The organism is Catellatospora aurea, from assembly GCF_042663325.1.
In the GTDB taxonomy this organism is placed as follows: domain Bacteria; phylum Actinomycetota; class Actinomycetes; order Mycobacteriales; family Micromonosporaceae; genus Catellatospora; species Catellatospora aurea.
This window is the reverse complement of the sequence record NZ_JBHTAC010000075.1, coordinates 1-15,563: the sequence shown is the minus strand read 5'-3', so window position 1 is coordinate 15,563 and position 15,563 is coordinate 1. Positions and strand designations below refer to the sequence as shown.

Below are 15,563 nucleotides of genomic sequence, written 5' to 3'. Positions count from 1 at the left end.
GGCCGGCCGCGACCGCCGTCCGCGGCGGGCGGGTTCCCTACGGCGCGCGGCATCTCACCGGTACGGGTGGGGTCCATCTCGCGGCGGCGCACCACCGGCGGCTCGCCGCCTGGCTTGCGCAGCGCCTGCTCCGGGCGGCCGCGGCCCGGCGGCGGCTCGACCGGCGGGGGCTCGGGACGGCCTCGGCGCGGCTCCTCCGGCTCCGGCCGGGCGGCACGACGGCCGACGGGCTCCTCCGCGACATGGCGGCGGCTGCCGGTGTCGTCCGCGGCGGCCCGGCGACCCGGCGGCTCTTCCACCGCGCGGCGGCCGACCGGCTCTTCCGCGGCACGGCGACCGACCGGCTCTTCCGCGGCACGGCGGTGACCGCCGGCGGGCTCTTCCTCGGCGCGGCGGCGGCCGGTCTGCGTGTCCTCACCGGCGGGGCGGAAGCCGCCCGTCGGCTCCTCAGCGGCCCGGCGGCGACCGGCCGGCTCGTCGTCGGCGCGGCGGCGGCCCGCAGGCGGCTCCTCCGGGGTGCGCCTGCGGCCGCCCTGGGTGTCCTCACCAGCACGGCGGGCACCGCCCATGGGCTCGTCGGCGGGACGGCGGACGCCACCCGTGGGCTCGTCGGCGGCGCGGCGGCCACCGGTGGTGTCCTCGTCCCGGCGGCGGCCCGCCGGGGCGTCGCCGCCACGCGGGCGGCGACCCGCGTCCGCGGGAGCCTGGGGGGCGCCACGGCCCGCGGGGGCGTCGTCACTCAGCGCGCTCAGCTTGTCCCAGCGGCTGCTGCCGCCGTCGGTGAAGTCGCTGTCGTCGAACTGGTCCTTGGCCTGCTTCGCACCGCGCAGGTCGTCGAGCCAGCCGGTCTCCTCCTGCGGAACCTCCTCGGCCTCGCCGCGGCCCTTCTTCCGGCCCCGTCCGTCGGTCGCATCGGCCCTGCTCATCAGTTCTCCTCGCTTCGCTCGGACTTGCCGGTCCCCCGAATGACCGCGCGCAACTTCGGCAGGCGTTCGGCGATGTGCCGTTCGCCACCGTGTCCGGTGGGACGGTAGTAGTCCACTCCCACCAGATCGTCGGGCGGGTACTGCTGACCCACCACACCTCGGGTGTCGTCGTGCGGGTAGCGGTAGCCGATGCCGTGGCCCAGCCCCCGCGCACCCGCGTAGTGGGCGTCGCGCAGGTGCGACGGGACCGCGCCGGCCTTGCCCGCCCGCACGTCGGCGAGCGCCGCCGAGATGGCGGTGGTGACCGCGTTGGACTTGGGCGCGGTGGCCAGGTGGGCGACCGCCTGTGCCAGGTTGAGCTGCGCCTCGGGCAGGCCGACGTGCTGCACCGCGTACGAGGCGTTCACCGCCGCGGTCAGCGCCGTCGGGTCGGCCAGGCCGACGTCCTCGCTGGCGAAGATGATCAGTCGGCGGGCGATGAAGCGCGGGTCCTCCCCCGCGGTCAGCATCCGCGCCAGGTAGTGCATCGCCGCGTCCACGTCCGAACCGCGCATGCTCTTGATGAACGCGCTGATCACGTCGTAGTGGGCGTCGCCCGCGCGGTCGTAGCGCAGCGCGGCCACATCGACCGCGCGCTCGGCGGTGGCCACGTCGATCTCGGGTACGCCGTCCCCGTCGTGGATCGCCAGGGCGGAGCCCGCCGCGGCCTCCAGCGCGGTGAGCGCCTTGCGCACGTCACCGCCGGCCAGCCGGACCAGGTGGTCCTCCGCGTCGGGGTGGAGCGTCACCGTGCCGCCCAGGCCACGGGGGTCGGCCATGGCGCGGTGCACCAGGCCGCGCACCGCCTCGTCGTCCAACGGCTTGAGAGTCAGCAGCACGCAGCGGGACAGCAGCGGCGAGATGATCGAGAAGTACGGGTTCTCCGTGGTCGCCGCGAGCAGCGTCACCGTACGGTCCTCGACCGCGGCCAGCAGCGAGTCCTGCTGGGTCTTGGTGAACCGGTGCACCTCGTCGATGAACAGCACGGTCGGCGCGCCGCCCGCCCGGCGCCGCCGGCGCGCGGTGTCGATGACCTCGCGCACCTCCTTGACCCCGGCGGTCAGCGCGGACATCGCGACGAAGTGCCGGTCGTCGGCCTCGGCGACGAGGTGGGCGATGGTGGTCTTGCCGCAGCCGGGCGGCCCCCACAGGATCACCGACATCGGCGCGCCGCCCGCGACCAGGCGGCGCAGCGGCGCGCCCGGTGCCAGCAGGTGGTCCTGGCCGACCAGTTCGTCGAGGCCGGACGGGCGCAGCCGGACGGCCAGCGGGGCGTCCGCGGACGGCGCCTCGAACCCCGGCGAGCTGATCCGTCGATCAGCCGGCGAGGGCTCCAGGGAGAAGAGGCCGTCGGTCTGCATCACGCAGACGATACCCGGCACCGCCTCCGGCCGCCTCGGCCGATCTTCCCCCACCCGACCGGTAAGGTGGCATCGTGGCTCTCACCCCTGACTTCCTCGGCCGTGAAGACCTGCTCGCGAAGGTCGGCGACCACCCCTACGCGCGCCTGACCGCGGGCGGCGACGACGTCCGGGGCTACCTGCTGGACGGTGCGCTGGCGTGGACCTCGCTCGGCCCGTGGGGACCGGTGGCCGCTTCGCTGGGCGACGCGGCCCCGGTCGCCGAATTGTTCGCCCGGCTCGCCGCAGACGGCGCGCTGGCCGCGGGGACCTGGTTGCACCTGCCCCGGCTCACCCGCGCCGAGACGGCCGCGGCGCTGCCCGCCGACGTGCACGACGACTGGGACTTCCTGTGGACCACCGCCGCGCCCGCGCCGCACCCGGGCGAGGCCGCGGTGGTCGCCCTGGACGAGACCGAGCACGTCGGCATCGCCGCGGTGCTCGACGACGCGCTGCCGCACAGCACCAGCCGCCCCGGCGACCCGCGCATCCGGTGCTGGTACGGCATCCGGGAGGGCGGCCGGGTGGTGGCCGTCGCGGGCGACCGCAGCCCGAACGGTGTCGGCTTCCTGGCCGGCATCGCCGTCGCCTCGACCGCGCAGGGCCGCGGCCACGGGGCGGCCCTGACCACCGCGCTGACCCGCCGCCTGGTCGCCGAGTTCGGCATCAGCTCGCTGGGCGTGATGTCCGACAACACCCGCGCCCTGGCCCTCTACCGCCGCCTCGGCTACACCGAGTCGATCCTGCGCACCTCGCTGCGCCTGTCCTGAGGGCGCGGGGTCAGCGGGCCAGGGCGTTCTCCGGCAGCAGGTCGAGCAGGTACGCCCCCGCCAGCACGGAGCCCACGGTCCAGAGCAGGAACACGAACACCCAGAACCCGCCCGGCAGCCGCGTGATCCCCGCGAGCTGGTCAGGGTCGGACCGCATCCCGCTGCCCCGGCGGCGGTGCAGCTGCACCTCCACCACCGGCCGCACGCCGCCGATGAGCAGGAACCACACTCCTGTGTACGCGAACAGCGCCTGCCACGGCGCGGTGGCGTACCACGACACGGCGAACACGGCCGCGCCGGTGGCCAGGATCAGCAGCAGCCCGTAGAAGTTGCGGATCATGACGAGGATCGCCAGCAGCAGCACGATGGTGATCCACAGCAGCAGCCGGATGTGCCCCCGGTCGAGCAGCGCCGCGCCCGCGATGCCCAGCAGCGACGGTGTCGCGTACCCGGCGAGCAGGGTCACCGCCATGCCGATCCCGGTCGGCTTGCCCTTCATGATGGTGAGTCCGGACGTGTCCGAGTGCAGCCGGATGCCGCGCAGCCGCCGCCCGGTCAGCACCGCGGCGGCCGCGTGCCCGCCCTCGTGCGCGATGGTGATGGCGTTGCGCACGACCCGCCAGGTCGTGTTGACGACCACCAGCGCCAGCGCGATGAGCGCCGCACCGGCCACGACGCCGAACGGGGGCTGCACCTGCGCGCCGAGGATGTCACCGAGGGAGAACGGCATCAGCGCACCTTACCCGCGCCCCTTCACCCACACGATCCCCCGCCCGTTTCGATGCGATGGGCCAATGTCGTTTCACGGAGAGCGGTCGGCGAAGATGCCCCGTGCGAGCGCTTACATCTTTTTCGATGTGCGCACATCAAAAAAGATGTAAGCGCTCGCACTCGTATGGTCGCTCACGCCCCGGCCTGACCGTCCACGAAGACGGTCGGGCCGGCAGGCGCACCTTGAACCGGCCAGGGCTGAGCGCGACGAGGGCGGTGCGGCCGGTCAGGCCAGGATCTCGGTGACACCGCGTAGGCGGGTGCGCAGGACGGACGCGGCCAGGGCGGTGTCGAGGCGGACCTCGGCTTGGGAGATGACGCCGCGTTCGAGGGCGGAGCCGCCGGGCACCCGCTCGGCGGGGATGCCGTGCTTGGCGGCGACGCGCACGCCCAGCTCGTGGCGGCTGATCGCCTCGGGGCCGGCCACGTTGAGGATGCCCCGGAAGTCGCCCTCGGCCAGTTCCAGCAGGGCAGCGGCGAGGTCGTCGACCGCGACCGGGCACCGGACGTGGTCGGTGAACAGCACGCCGTCCACCCGCCCGGCCGCCATGTCCAGCGCGAGCTGGTGCTGCTTCGAGGCGTCGTCGCCGATGATCAGCGACGTGCGCGCGACGGCGGCGTCAGGATGCACGGCGAGCACCGCGGTCTCCGCCGCCGCCTTGGCCGCGCCGTACGGGTACACCGGCTCGGGCAGGTCGGCCTCTGTGTACGCGGCCGGGCGGCCCTTGAAGACCGCGTCCGAGGACACGTGCACCAGCCGCGCGCCGGCACGCGCCGCGGCCGCCGCGACGTGGGCCGCACCCAGCGCGGTGACCGCCCAGTCCGACTGGACATAGCTGGTGTGCACCACGGCGTCGGGCCGCAGCTCGTCGAGGAGCAGGTCGACGGCCGACCGGTCCCGGACGTCGAGCGGCACCAGCCCCTCCACGCGGGTGGAGTGGCTGGTGCCGGTCACGTCGTGCCCCGCCGCGCGGGCGAGGGCGACCAGGCGGCCACCGGTGTATCCCGAACCTCCGGTGACCAGGATCCGCATTACTTCGCGGCGGCCTTGGCCTTGGCGGCGTCCTCGCCGGGGGCCTTCGGCTTGGCGTCGACGCCCGCCTCCAGGCGCTGCTGCGCCGTGATCGGGGTCGGCGCGCCGGTCAGCGGGTCGAAGCCGCCGCCGGACTTCGGGAACGCGATGACGTCGCGGATCGAGTCCACGCCGGCCAGCAGCATGCAGACCCGGTCCCAGCCCAGCGCGATGCCGCCGTGCGGCGGCGGGCCGTACGCGAAGGCGTCGAGCAGGAAGCCGAACTTGTCCTTGGCCTCCTCGTCGGTGATGCCGAGCAGGGTGAACACCCGCTTCTGCACGTCGCCGCGGTGGATACGGATCGAGCCGCCGCCGATCTCGTTGCCGTTGCAGACGATGTCGTACGCGTACGCCAGCGCCTTGTCGGGGGCCGACTCGAAGTTGTCGATCCAGTCCTCGTTCGGCGAGGTGAACGGGTGGTGCACCGCGGTCCACGCGCCCTCGACGACGCCCTCGCCGGGGATGTCGACCGGTTCGAACATCGGCGCGTCGACGACCCAGCAGAACGCCCACGCCGACTCGTCGATCAGGTTCGCCCGCTTGGCGATCTCGATGCGGGCCGCGCCGAGCAGCTCCTGCGAATGGCGGCGGGTCCCGGCGGCGAAGAACACGGCGTCGCCGGGCTTCGCGCCGACGGCGTCGGCCAGGCCGTTCAGGTGCGCCTCGGACAGGTTCTTGGCGACGGGGCCGCGGGCCTCGCCGGTCTCCGCGTCGAGCACCACGTAGGCCAGGCCGCGGGCGCCGCGCGCCTTGGCCCAGTCCTGCCAGCCGTCGAGCTCCTTGCGGGTCTGCGCGGCGCCGCCGGGCATGACCACCGCGCCGACGTACTCGGCCTGGAACACCCGGAACTCGGTGCCCGCGAAGTACTCGGTCAGCTCGGTCAGCTCGACCTGGTAGCGCAGGTCGGGCTTGTCGGAGCCGTACCGGTTCATCGCGTCGTGGTAGGTGATGCGCGGGATCGGCGTCGGGATCTCGTGGTTCGCGAGCTCGCGCCACAGCGAGCCGACGATCTCCTCGCCGAGGGAGATGACGTCGTCCTGGGTCACGAACGACATCTCGATGTCGAGCTGGGTGAACTCGGGCTGCCGGTCGGCGCGGAAGTCCTCGTCGCGGTAGCAGCGCGCGATCTGGTAGTAGCGCTCCATGCCGGCGACCATCAGCAGCTGCTTGAACAGCTGCGGCGACTGCGGCAGCGCGTACCACGCGCCGGGCTGCAGCCGGACCGGGACCAGGAAGTCGCGCGCGCCCTCGGGCGTGGACCGGGTCAGCGTCGGGGTCTCGATCTCCAGGAAGTCGCGCGCGCCGAGCACCTCGCGGGCGATGGCGTTGGCCCGCGAGCGCAGCCGGATCGCCTTGGCCTGGTTGGCGCGGCGCAGGTCCAGGTAGCGGTGGCGCAGGCGCGCCTCCTCGCCGACGGTGACGTGCTCGTCGATCGGGAACGGCAGCGGCGCGGCCTCCGACAGCACGGTCAGGTCGGTGACGGTGACCTCGATCGCGCCGGTCGGCAGCTCGGGGTTCTCGTTGCCCTCGGGCCGCTGCCCCACGGTGCCGGTGACCTTGACGCAGTACTCGTTGCGCAGCGCGTGCGCCTGGGCCTCGTCACGGAACACGATCTGCACGATGCCCGAGGCGTCGCGCAGGTCGATGAAGGTCACTCCGCCGTGATCACGTCGCCGGGCCACCCAGCCGGCGAGGGTGACGCTCTGGCCGGCGTGCTCGGCACGCAGACTGCCAGCGGTGTGGGTACGGATCACGATGCTCTCCTCGGACTGCGGAAACACGCCGCCATGAGTGCGGGCGACGCCAGAGGTCATTCTCGCATGTGCCCGGGTCCGCCCCGTCGTGAGCGCTGCCTACCTGAAATCAGCCTCAAACACGGCCGAAGAAGGGCTTAGCGAGCTTTGTCCCCGGCCAGGCCGACCTGAGGCTCATTCACATGACGTCCGCGCTCCGTGCCCCCGTCCGGCGTGCCGCCTCTCACGCGGCACGCCGCGGGGGCCGGGGCGCGCCGTCACCGGACGGTGGTGACCTCCGAGTAGGGCCGCCCCTCCCACCAGATCGCGTCCACGATGATCTGGTCGGACGCCCGGTGGAACTGCACCACGACCCGCTCCGGATCGGGCTGCGAGGTGGCCACCTGGTAGTCGCCGCGCGGGGTGGCCGACACCAGGTAGACCCGCTCGTTCGCCATCCGGATCACCGCGGTGCCGCCCGCGGTCGGGAAGCTGCGCAGGTACGACCGCGAGCCGTCGGATTCGGTGAACACCTGCCAGCCGTCGACCGTCATGGCCGGTGACGGCTGCGCCGGCGGCTTGGCGGCCGGGCTCGGCGACGTGCGCGCCGGGGCGGGCGAGACCAGGGTCGCCGATGGCTGCGGGGACGACGACGGCACCGGGGGCAGCGTCACCGTGGGCACCGGACGCGACGGCGTGACCAGCGGCTCGGGCAGTCGCGGGGGCAGCGCCTCCAGGCGCAGCGGCACCGGCTCGGGCACCGCCGTGGCCAGCACGGGGCCCAGCCCCACCCACACCACGGCGGCCGACGCGGCGGTCACCACGAACCAGCCGCCGACGTACGCCAACGACCTCGCGCGAAACGGCCACCCCGAACCCATCCCGCTATCTAACAGCTTCCGATACGGTGCCAGCCATGCCCCTCGTACTCGTCGTGGAGGACGACCCCGCCATTCGCGACGCGCTCGGCAACGCCCTGACCGTCGCCGGATACGCCGTGCAGACGGTCGGCACGGCGCTGCAAGGACTGAAGTCGCTCACCAGCGAACGCAGCGAGCGACCCGACCTGGTCATCCTCGACCTCGGACTGCCCGATCTGGACGGAGCCGACGCCCTGCGCATGATGCGGGCCGTCAGTGACGTGCCGGTCATCGTGGCCACCGCCCGCCGCGGCGAGCACGACGCGATCCGCCTGCTCAACTCCGGCGCCGACGACTACATGACCAAGCCGTTCTCCGCCGCGCACGTGACCGCCCGGGTGGCCGCGGTGCTGCGCCGGACCCAGCCGCGTTTCGAAGCCTCGGACACGGTGGTCGAGATCGGGCCGCTGCGCATGGACGAGAGCACCCGCCTGGTGACCCTGGACGGCTCCCCGCTCACCCTGACCCGCAAGGAGTACGACGTGCTGGCATACCTCGCGGCCCGGGTGGGCCGGGTGGTGACCCGCCGCGAGCTGTTCACGGAGGTGTGGCAGCAGCCCTTCGTCGGCGCCGACCAGACCCTGGACGTGCACCTGTCCTGGCTGCGGCGCAAGCTCGGCGAGACCGCGGCTCAGCCGCGCATGCTGCGTACCATCCGCGGCGTCGGCGTCATGCTGGTGCCGCCGTCATGAGGGCGATGCTGGCCCGCGGCGCGCTGGCCGTCACATCGATGGTGGCGCTGGCCTTCCTCGTGCCGCTGGCGCTGGTCACCAAGCAGATCGCCGAGGACCGCGCGCTGCTCGACGCCCGCCAGCAGGCCGCCGCCGTGGTCACCGCGCTGGCCGTGTCGAGCGACCCGGCGGTGCTGAGCCGGGCCATGGCGGCCACCGCCGACGGCCCGCGCCAGCGGCTGGCCGTGCACCTGTCCAGCGGGGTGTCGCTGGGCGCGAGCCGGGCCGAGATGGCCGACGTCAAGCTCGCCGCCGACCGGGGCGGCTCGATGACCGCGCCGGTCGCGGACGGGCTGGTGTACCTGCAGCCGGCCGCGCTCGACGGCGGCCGCAACGCCGTCGTCGAGGTGTTCGTGCCCGAGGCCGACCTGTCCCGGGGCGTGGCCACCGCCTGGTGGTCCATGGGCGCGCTGGCCGCGCTGCTGGTCGCGGTGTCGGTGGCGCTGGCCGACCGGCTCGGCTGGCGGGTGGTCGGCGCGACCCGGCAGCTGGCCCGTGCCTCCCGCGCGGTCGGCTCCGGCGATCTGACCGTACGCGTGCACCCGGCCGGCCCGCCCGACCTGGTCGAGGTCGGCGAGGCCTTCAACGCCATGGCCGACCGGCTCAACGCGGTCATCGACGCCGAACGCGAACGCGCCGCCGACCTGTCGCACCGGCTGCGCACGCCGCTGACCGCGCTGCGCCTGGACACCGACGCGCTGCCGCCCGGCCCGGAGAGCGACCGCATGCGCCAGGCCGTCGAGGCCCTCGACGCCGAGATCGACGCGATCATCGCCGGCGCCCGGCGCACCGCCGCCGAACGCGCCGCCGAGGAGACGGACCTGGTCGACGTCGTCGCCGACCGGTTGGCGTTCTGGGCGGTGCTGGCCGAGGACCACGGCCGGCCCTGGGAGGTCGTCGGCGCGGACTCCCCGGTCTGGCTGCCGGTCCCCCGCTCCGACGCCATCGGCGCGGTCGACGCCCTGATCGGCAACATCTTCCGGCACACCCCGCACGGCACCGCGTTCCGCGTCACCGTCACCCCCGACGCGATGGTGGTCGAGGACGCGGGCCCCGGCATCGCCGACGCCGACGCGGCCCTGCAGCGCGGCGTCAGCGGCGGCGGCTCCACCGGCCTGGGCCTCGACATCGTCTGCCAACTGGCCCGCCAAGCCGGCGGCAGCGTAGCCGTCGACCACGGCGACCTCGGCGGAGCCCGCATCACCGTCACCCTCACCTCGCTGGCCCCCACCTCCCCCGCCCCCGCCCACGCCGCCGCCGTCCGCTTCCGCCGCGGCCAACAAGCGTGACCCCACCCCGCAAAGCAAAAGCGCCCTTCCGAAAGGAAGGGCACCTTCACATCGTTATACGTAGAGGAAGGGCACCTTCTTAACGGCAGAGGGTGCCCGGGCTGGGATGACGTCAGCGCGATCCAGCCAGGGCCTCCGCGGCGGCCTGGCCGCAGACGGCTGCTGCGCCGTACGTCGCCAGGTGCACCGCACCGATCGGCTCTCCCGCCGCCACGCCCATCTCGACCACGACCGTCTCCGGCCGCGCCGCCACGACGGCCTCGATCAGCCGCGCCAGCCACGGGTGCCGGTGCGGGTCGCGGCAGACCAGCACCGGAATGCGCCCCTGCGCCCCGGCGAGCACGTCGACGACGCCCGCACTCTCGTCCAGCCGCACGACCGTCGTATCGGGCCGCAGCTCCTTCAGCGGCGCGCCCACGCCCCACGGCGTACGCGCCTCGATGGCCAGGTTGGTGGCCACCCCGAACTCGACCACGTGCGCGGGACCGGCCAGCGGCAGCGTGCCCGCGCCGGTGACGCGCAGCGCGCGCCGGGCCGCGGCCAGGCCGACCTCGGGCCGATCCGCGGCGTGCCACTGGGCGGCCGCGGCGGCACGTGCACCACGCAGGGCCGCGCTCTCGGCGGCGAACGTCGCGACCCGGGAGGCCGCCTCGGCCAGCCGGCTCTCCGGCAGCTCGCCGCCGCCGACCGCCTCGGCGATGCTGGTGCGCAGCAGTTCCACGACGGCCTCGTCGGCGCTCTCGCCGCCGACGCAGATGGCGTCCGCGCCACCGGCGATGGCGAGCGCGGCCGCCCCGCCCAGGCCGTAGCGCTGCGACACCGACGCCATCTCGATGCCGTCGGTGACCACCAGGCCCTTGAAGCCGAGCTGCTCGCGCAGCAGGTCGATGAGCACCGAGCGGCTCATGGTCGCCGGGCGCTCCGGGTCCAGCGCGGGCACCAGCAGGTGCGCGGTCATGATCGACCGGACCCCGGCGTCGATGGCGGCGGTGAACGGCGGCAGCTCGACCTGGCCGAGCCGGGCGGCGTCGACCTCGATGATCGGCAGGCCGTGGTGGGAGTCGACGCCGGTGTCGCCGTGGCCGGGGAAGTGCTTGGCGCAGGCGGCCACGCCGGTGGACTGCAGGCCGCGGATCCAGGCCGCGGTGTGCCGGGCCACCAGGTCCGGGTCGCCGCCGAAGGAGCGTACGCCGATGACCGGGTTGGCCGGGTTGTTGTTCACGTCCGCGGCGGGCGCGTAGTCCAGGGTGATCCCGGCCGCGGCGAGCTGCGCGCCGATGTCGGCGGCGACGGCCTCGGTCAGCGCCGGGTCGTCCACGGCGCCGAGGGCGTGGTTGCCGGGCCGGCGGCTGCCGTGCTCCACGTCGAGGCGGGTGACGTCGCCGGACTCCTCGTCGACGGCGATGATCACGTCGGGGTTCTCCGCGACCAGGGCCGCGTTCAGCGCCGCGACCTGGTCGAGGTCCACGATGTTGCGGGCGAACAGCACGACGCCGCCCAGGCCGTCGTTGAGGCGGCGGCGCAGCCAGTCGGGTGGCACGGTGCCGACGAAGCCGGGTTGCAGCACCGCGTCGGCCAGCCGGAGCAGACCACGATCGTGCAGGTGGGGCCGCTGTCCCGGCGCTGTGGTGGTGCCCAGCGCCGGGGACGTGCGGTGGTCTGTCGTGGTCATGCGCGTACGGCCCCCGTTTCAGAGTCGAGGACCACACACTATTACTTAAGTTTCCTAATTAAAAGTCCCCTCCACCACCGGGATGAGATCCTCCGCCGGAGGTGTCCAGTTTCCGGCCGACGCCTCGACCTGATCGCCCGATCGGATGTCCTTCACGGTGTCGGCCGCGCCCTCGGCCCCGGGGAACCAGACGTACGGGATACCCCGCCGGTCGGCGAACTTGATCTGCTTGCCGAACTTGGCCGTGCTCGGCGACACCTCGGTCGCGATGCCCCGCGCACGCAGCTGCGCCGCGATCCGGTCGCAGGACCGGCGGTCCTCCTCGGCCCCCACCGCGACCAGCACCGCGGTCGGCACCGAGCGGCTGGCCGACAGCGCGTTCTCGCCGAACAGCACCCCCAGCAGCCGGCTGACCCCGATGGACAGGCCGACACCCGGGAACCGGTCGTTGCCCGAGCTGGCCAGGTTGTCGTAGCGCCCGCCGGAGCACACCGAGCCGTAGCGCTCCAGCCCGGCCAGCGTCGTCTCGTACACGGTGCCGGTGTAGTAGTCCAGCCCGCGCGCGATCTTCAGTTCGGCCCGGCACAGCCCCGGCGAGTGCGCCGCGGCCGCCTCCACGACGGCGGCCAGCTCGGCCAGGCCCTCGTCCAGCAGCGGGTCGCTGACGCCGAGCTTGCGCACGTCGTCGACGAACGAGGCGTCGGCGGCGGAGATCTCCGCCAGCCCGAGCACCAGCCGCGCCTGCGACTCGGTCACCCCGAGCGGGGCCAGCTCCGCGGTCACCCCGGCCGGGCCGATCTTGTCGAGCTTGTCGACCACCCGCATCACCGCCTCCGGGTCCACCAGGTCCAGGCCCTGGTAGAAGCCCTGCAGCACCTTGCGGTTGTTGACCATCACGGTCGGCTTGGGGATGGGCAGCCCGGCCAGCGCGTCGCCGATGACCAGCGGCAGCTCGGCCTCGTAGTGCGCGGGCAGCGTGTCCCGGTCCACGATGTCGATGTCGGCCTGCAGGAACTCGCGGTAGCGGCCCACCTGCGGCCGCTCACCCCGCCAGGCCTTCTGGATCTGGTATCGCCGGAACGGGAAGTGCAGCTTGCCGGCGTTCTCCAGCACGAAGCGGGCGAACGGCACGGTCAGGTCGAAGTGCAGGCCGAGGCTCGCGTCGGAGGCGTCGCTGCTGTCGGCCTGCAGGCGGCGCAGCACGTACACCTCCTTGGAGGTCTCGCCCTTGCGCAGCAGCTGGTCGAGCGGCTCGACGGCGCGCGTCTCCAGTGACGCGAAACCGTACAGCTCGAAGGTGCGGCGGATGTGGTCGAGGAAACGCTGCTCGATGATGCGCTGCGCGGGCAGCCACTCCGGGAAGCCGGACAGCGGCGTGGGCTTGCTCATGGGTAGATCACTCCAGGAAGGAAGAAGTCTGGATCAGAAGCCCCGGCGGGGCGCGTCGCCGACGCTCAGCAGCTCGCGCAGGAACGGGTTGCGCGCGCGCTCGCGGCCGATGGTCGTCGACGGCCCGTGACCGGGGAGCACCACGGTCTCGTCGGCCAGGGTCAGCACCTTGTCGCGCAGGCTCTCGGTCATGCGCGCCATGCTGCCGCCCGGCAGGTCGGTGCGGCCGATGCTGTCGCGGAAGAGCACGTCGCCGGTGAAGCAGAGCGGCTCGCCCTCCCGGCCAGGCATCCGGAACATCACCGACCCGCCGGTATGGCCCGGCGCATGGTCCACGGTGATCTCCAACCCGGCGAGGCTGAGCACGGCTCCGTCGGTCAGCTCGGCGACGTCGTCGGGCTCGGCGTACGGCAGCCGCCCGCCGAACATGGCGCTCAGGTCCACCGACAGCGCCTTGGCCGGGTCGGCCAGCAGTTCCCGGTCGGCCGGATGGATCCAGGCGGTGATGCCCCGGGCTCCGCACACGGGCGTGACGGAGAAGGTGTGGTCCAGATGCCCGTGGGTGAGCACGACGGCCGCCGGCCGCAGCCGGTGCTCGGCCAGCACCGCGTCGAGGTGGTCCATGACCCCGATGCCCGGGTCGATCACCACGCACTGCTCGCCGGGAGCGCTGGCGACCACATAACAGTTGGTCCCGAACGCCTGCGCCGGAAAGCCCACCACAAGCACGACAAAACCCCTCTCCGCAGACTTCAGCGCCCAGCCTAGTGCTCGCGTGCGCATCGACGGCCCACGGCACGGACGTCACCGAAGGCGATCATCCATCACAGAACCAGGACGGGCATACGTGTTTCTCAGCGTTTACCCGTACACTCGCTCGGACGTGTGGCGCGGCCCACGCCCGGCCGAAAGGGCGGGCGCGGCGCGTGATGCGACACCAAACCCCTAACGTGATAAAGGTGACACAGCGGACATGCTTCGCTGCGGTCAATGGTGACAGGAGGAGCTCGGGTGGCTTCCAGCAATACCCGACAGCGCAAGCTGGCCCGCGCCAAGGTCGACCGGCAGATGGTGCGCCGGGCCGACCAGGAGCGCCGCTCGCGCCAGCTCAAGGCGGTCTTCGGCGGTGTGTTCGCGCTCGTTCTCGTCGGCGTGCTCGGGGCGTGGAGCCTCGGCGCCTTCGACGCGAAGCCGACCGAGACGGTCGCCGAGACCTGCGCCTGGAGCCCGCTCGACCTGGCGGGCAACCCGTCCCTCAAGGACGCGGGCAAGCCGGCCACGAACGGCATGCCGACCTCGGGCACGTCCGCGATGACCATCGCGTTCGCCGGCGGCAACGTCGTGGCCGACCTCGACCGCACCGCATCCCCGTGCGGCGCGGCCAGCCTGAAGTACCTCGCCGACAGCGGCTTCTACAACGACACCAAGTGCCACGCGCTGACCCACACCGAGGGCGACTTCGCGCTGGCCTGCGGTGACCCGTCGGGCACCGGCAACGGCGGCGCGGCGTACTCCTGGTGGATGGAGAACCCGCCGGCCGTCGAGGCGCCGAGCGCGGCCCCGTCGACCACCAGCAGCGCGGCGGCCTCCGCGTCGCCGAGCCCCGCCGCCGCGACCGCGGTCCGCTACCCGGCCGGCACCGTGGCCATGACGCCGAACCTCAACGGCAGCCAGTTCGTGATCTTCTACCAGGACTCGACGACCGAGACCGCGTACTCGATCGTCGGCAAGGTGACCGGCTCCGGCCTCGACGTCATCAAGAAGATCGCGCAGGCGGGCACCACCGCGAACGAGGCGGGCGAGGACGTCAAGCCCAAGCAGGACGTCGTCATCAAGACGCTGACGGTGGTCGACAACACCGCCCCGGCGCCGTCCACCCCGGCCAGCCCGTCCGCTCCGGCCAGCCCGGCTCCGTCCGGCGCGGCCACCTCACCCAAGCCGTCGGCCTCGACCGCCAGTTGATCAGTAGTAAGCAGGAGGACAGACCCGTGAGTTCCACGATCCAGCGCCAGCGCGCGGCAGCCCGCGCGCGGCTCGAGCGCCAGATGGGCGAGCGGCTGGAAGAGGCCCGCAAGCGCAAGCAGCGCAACGCCGTGCTCGGCGCGGCGGTGGCCCTGCTGCTCGTCATCGGCGGCACGATCTGGCTGATGCGGACGGTCGGCGGCGACGACCCCCAGACGCCGGCCGCCGCCCCACTGCCGGAGGGCCAGGTGTGCACCTGGACGCCCGAGGACGCCAAGGCCAACAAGAACCTGAAGGACGTCGGCACGCCGCCGACCGAGGCCTCCAGCAAGGGCACGCAGACCATGACGATCACCACCAACTCGGGTGTGATCGAGGTCGCCGTGAACACGGCCAAGGCCCCGTGCACCGCCGCCGCGTTCACCTACCTGGCGAGCAAGAACTTCTTCGACAACACCAAGTGCCACCGCCTCACCACCGAGGGCATCAAGGTGCTGCAGTGCGGCGACCCGTCCGCCACCGGCATGGGCGGCCCCAGCTTCAAGATGGCCGAGGAGAACCTGCCCAACGTCACCGACCAGGCCACCGCCTACCCGGCCGGCACGGTCGCCATCGCCAACACCGGCCAGCCGGGCAGCAGCGGCAGCCAGTTCTTCCTGGTCTACGGCCCGACGACGCTGGACTCGAACTACACGGTGCTTGGCAAGATCACCAAGGGCCTCGACGTCGTGGAGAAGATCGGCGCCGCCGGCGCGGTCGACAAGGACGGCAAGGCCACCCCCGACGGTGCGCCGAAGAAGCCGGTCACCATCACCTCGCTGAAGATCACCCCGGCCGAGAGCTGATCGCGGGTACGGCAGAGCGGAGCGGGGCGGGACCTGAGGGTCCC

At 73.2% G+C, this 15,563-nt stretch carries 13 protein-coding genes and 1 pseudogene; 5 read left to right on the top strand and 9 right to left on the bottom strand.

Annotated elements, in window-relative coordinates:
• Together ACFQO7_RS36850 and ACFQO7_RS36845 are read right to left on the bottom strand one after the other, a co-directional pair.
• Positions 1 to 926: pseudogene (locus ACFQO7_RS36850) on the bottom strand (hypothetical protein); the annotation flags it as partial.
• Positions 926 to 2,326 (bottom strand): replication-associated recombination protein A, encoded by a 1,401-nt coding sequence (locus tag ACFQO7_RS36845; RefSeq protein WP_376810744.1) that lies wholly within the window; start codon positions 2,324 to 2,326, stop codon positions 926 to 928. The gene ACFQO7_RS36845 and the pseudogene ACFQO7_RS36850, both read right to left, overlap by 1 nt.
• Positions 2,327 to 2,400: 74 nt before the next feature.
• Here ACFQO7_RS36845 and ACFQO7_RS36840 point away from each other — a divergent pair, with 74 nt between their 5' ends.
• On the top strand, positions 2,401 to 3,135 hold the full coding sequence (locus ACFQO7_RS36840) for a GNAT family N-acetyltransferase (protein WP_376810743.1): 735 nt from the start codon (positions 2,401 to 2,403) through the stop codon (positions 3,133 to 3,135).
• 10 nt (positions 3,136 to 3,145) lie between these two features.
• Here the strand turns inward: ACFQO7_RS36840 and ACFQO7_RS36835 are convergent, their stop codons facing one another.
• From ACFQO7_RS36835 to ACFQO7_RS36820, 4 genes are all read right to left on the bottom strand, one after another.
• On the bottom strand, positions 3,146 to 3,865 hold the full coding sequence (locus ACFQO7_RS36835; RefSeq protein WP_376810742.1) for a M50 family metallopeptidase: 720 nt from the start codon (positions 3,863 to 3,865) through the stop codon (positions 3,146 to 3,148).
• A 267-nt stretch (positions 3,866 to 4,132) separates the two neighbouring features.
• Positions 4,133 to 4,939: a sugar nucleotide-binding protein gene (locus tag ACFQO7_RS36830; RefSeq protein ID WP_376810741.1), complete on the bottom strand. Its 807-nt coding sequence runs from the start codon at positions 4,937 to 4,939 to the stop codon at positions 4,133 to 4,135.
• A complete protein-coding gene (gene aspS / locus ACFQO7_RS36825) occupies positions 4,939 to 6,732 on the bottom strand; it encodes an aspartate--tRNA ligase (protein ID WP_376810740.1) in 1,794 nt (597 codons plus the stop codon). Before aspS ends, ACFQO7_RS36830 begins: the two co-directional genes overlap by 1 nt.
• Before the next feature lie 257 nt (positions 6,733 to 6,989).
• Complete coding sequence (locus ACFQO7_RS36820) at positions 6,990 to 7,559, bottom strand: hypothetical protein (RefSeq protein ID WP_376810739.1); 570 nt, start codon at positions 7,557 to 7,559, stop codon at positions 6,990 to 6,992.
• A 68-nt stretch (positions 7,560 to 7,627) separates the two neighbouring features.
• Between ACFQO7_RS36820 and ACFQO7_RS36815 the strand changes: the two genes are divergently transcribed.
• Positions 7,628 to 8,323: a response regulator transcription factor gene (locus tag ACFQO7_RS36815; RefSeq protein ID WP_360539328.1), complete on the top strand. Its 696-nt coding sequence runs from the start codon at positions 7,628 to 7,630 to the stop codon at positions 8,321 to 8,323.
• Positions 8,320 to 9,651, top strand: a complete 1,332-nt coding sequence (locus tag ACFQO7_RS36810) for a HAMP domain-containing sensor histidine kinase (RefSeq protein WP_360539326.1) — start codon at positions 8,320 to 8,322, stop codon at positions 9,649 to 9,651. The genes ACFQO7_RS36815 and ACFQO7_RS36810 overlap by 4 nt, the downstream gene beginning before the upstream one ends.
• Positions 9,652 to 9,763: 112 nt before the next feature.
• Here the strand turns inward: ACFQO7_RS36810 and ACFQO7_RS36805 are convergent, their stop codons facing one another.
• Genes ACFQO7_RS36805 through ACFQO7_RS36795 form a run of 3 tightly spaced genes read right to left on the bottom strand, consistent with a single transcriptional unit; the run spans position 9,764 to position 13,441 of the window.
• Positions 9,764 to 11,323: a glycoside hydrolase family 3 protein gene (locus tag ACFQO7_RS36805; RefSeq protein ID WP_376810738.1), complete on the bottom strand. Its 1,560-nt coding sequence runs from the start codon at positions 11,321 to 11,323 to the stop codon at positions 9,764 to 9,766.
• 54 nt (positions 11,324 to 11,377) lie between these two features.
• Complete coding sequence (gene hisS, locus ACFQO7_RS36800; RefSeq protein ID WP_376810737.1) at positions 11,378 to 12,712, bottom strand: histidine--tRNA ligase; 1,335 nt, start codon at positions 12,710 to 12,712, stop codon at positions 11,378 to 11,380.
• Positions 12,713 to 12,745: 33 nt separating this feature from the next.
• Positions 12,746 to 13,441: an MBL fold metallo-hydrolase gene (locus ACFQO7_RS36795; protein ID WP_376810736.1), complete on the bottom strand. Its 696-nt coding sequence runs from the start codon at positions 13,439 to 13,441 to the stop codon at positions 12,746 to 12,748.
• 282 nt (positions 13,442 to 13,723) lie between these two features.
• Here ACFQO7_RS36795 and ACFQO7_RS36790 point away from each other — a divergent pair, with 282 nt between their 5' ends.
• Both ACFQO7_RS36790 and ACFQO7_RS36785 read left to right on the top strand, forming a co-directional pair.
• Positions 13,724 to 14,674, top strand: coding sequence for a peptidylprolyl isomerase (locus ACFQO7_RS36790; protein ID WP_376810735.1), 951 nt, complete (start codon positions 13,724 to 13,726; stop codon positions 14,672 to 14,674).
• 26 nt (positions 14,675 to 14,700) lie between these two features.
• Positions 14,701 to 15,519 carry a peptidylprolyl isomerase gene (locus ACFQO7_RS36785; RefSeq protein ID WP_376810734.1) on the top strand — a complete coding sequence of 273 codons (819 nt, stop codon included), beginning with the start codon at positions 14,701 to 14,703 and terminating at the stop codon, positions 15,517 to 15,519.
• Positions 15,520 to 15,563 lie beyond the last annotated feature (44 nt).

Bases quoted from the DNA above. Each gene is read 5' to 3' on its own strand.
- ACFQO7_RS36845 (WP_376810744.1), bottom strand. From the start codon at position 2,326: ATGCAGACCGACGGCCTCTTCTCCCTGGAGCCCTCGCCGGCTGATCGA.
- ACFQO7_RS36835 (WP_376810742.1), bottom strand. From the start codon at position 3,865: ATGCCGTTCTCCCTCGGTGACATCCTCGGCGCGCAGGTGCAGCCCCCG.
- ACFQO7_RS36830 (WP_376810741.1), bottom strand. From the start codon at position 4,939: ATGCGGATCCTGGTCACCGGAGGTTCGGGATACACCGGTGGCCGCCTG.
- ACFQO7_RS36815 (WP_360539328.1), top strand. From the start codon at position 7,628: ATGCCCCTCGTACTCGTCGTGGAGGACGACCCCGCCATTCGCGACGCG.
- ACFQO7_RS36810 (WP_360539326.1), top strand. From the start codon at position 8,320: ATGAGGGCGATGCTGGCCCGCGGCGCGCTGGCCGTCACATCGATGGTG.
- ACFQO7_RS36805 (WP_376810738.1), bottom strand. From the start codon at position 11,323: ATGACCACGACAGACCACCGCACGTCCCCGGCGCTGGGCACCACCACA.
- hisS (WP_376810737.1), bottom strand. From the start codon at position 12,712: ATGAGCAAGCCCACGCCGCTGTCCGGCTTCCCGGAGTGGCTGCCCGCG.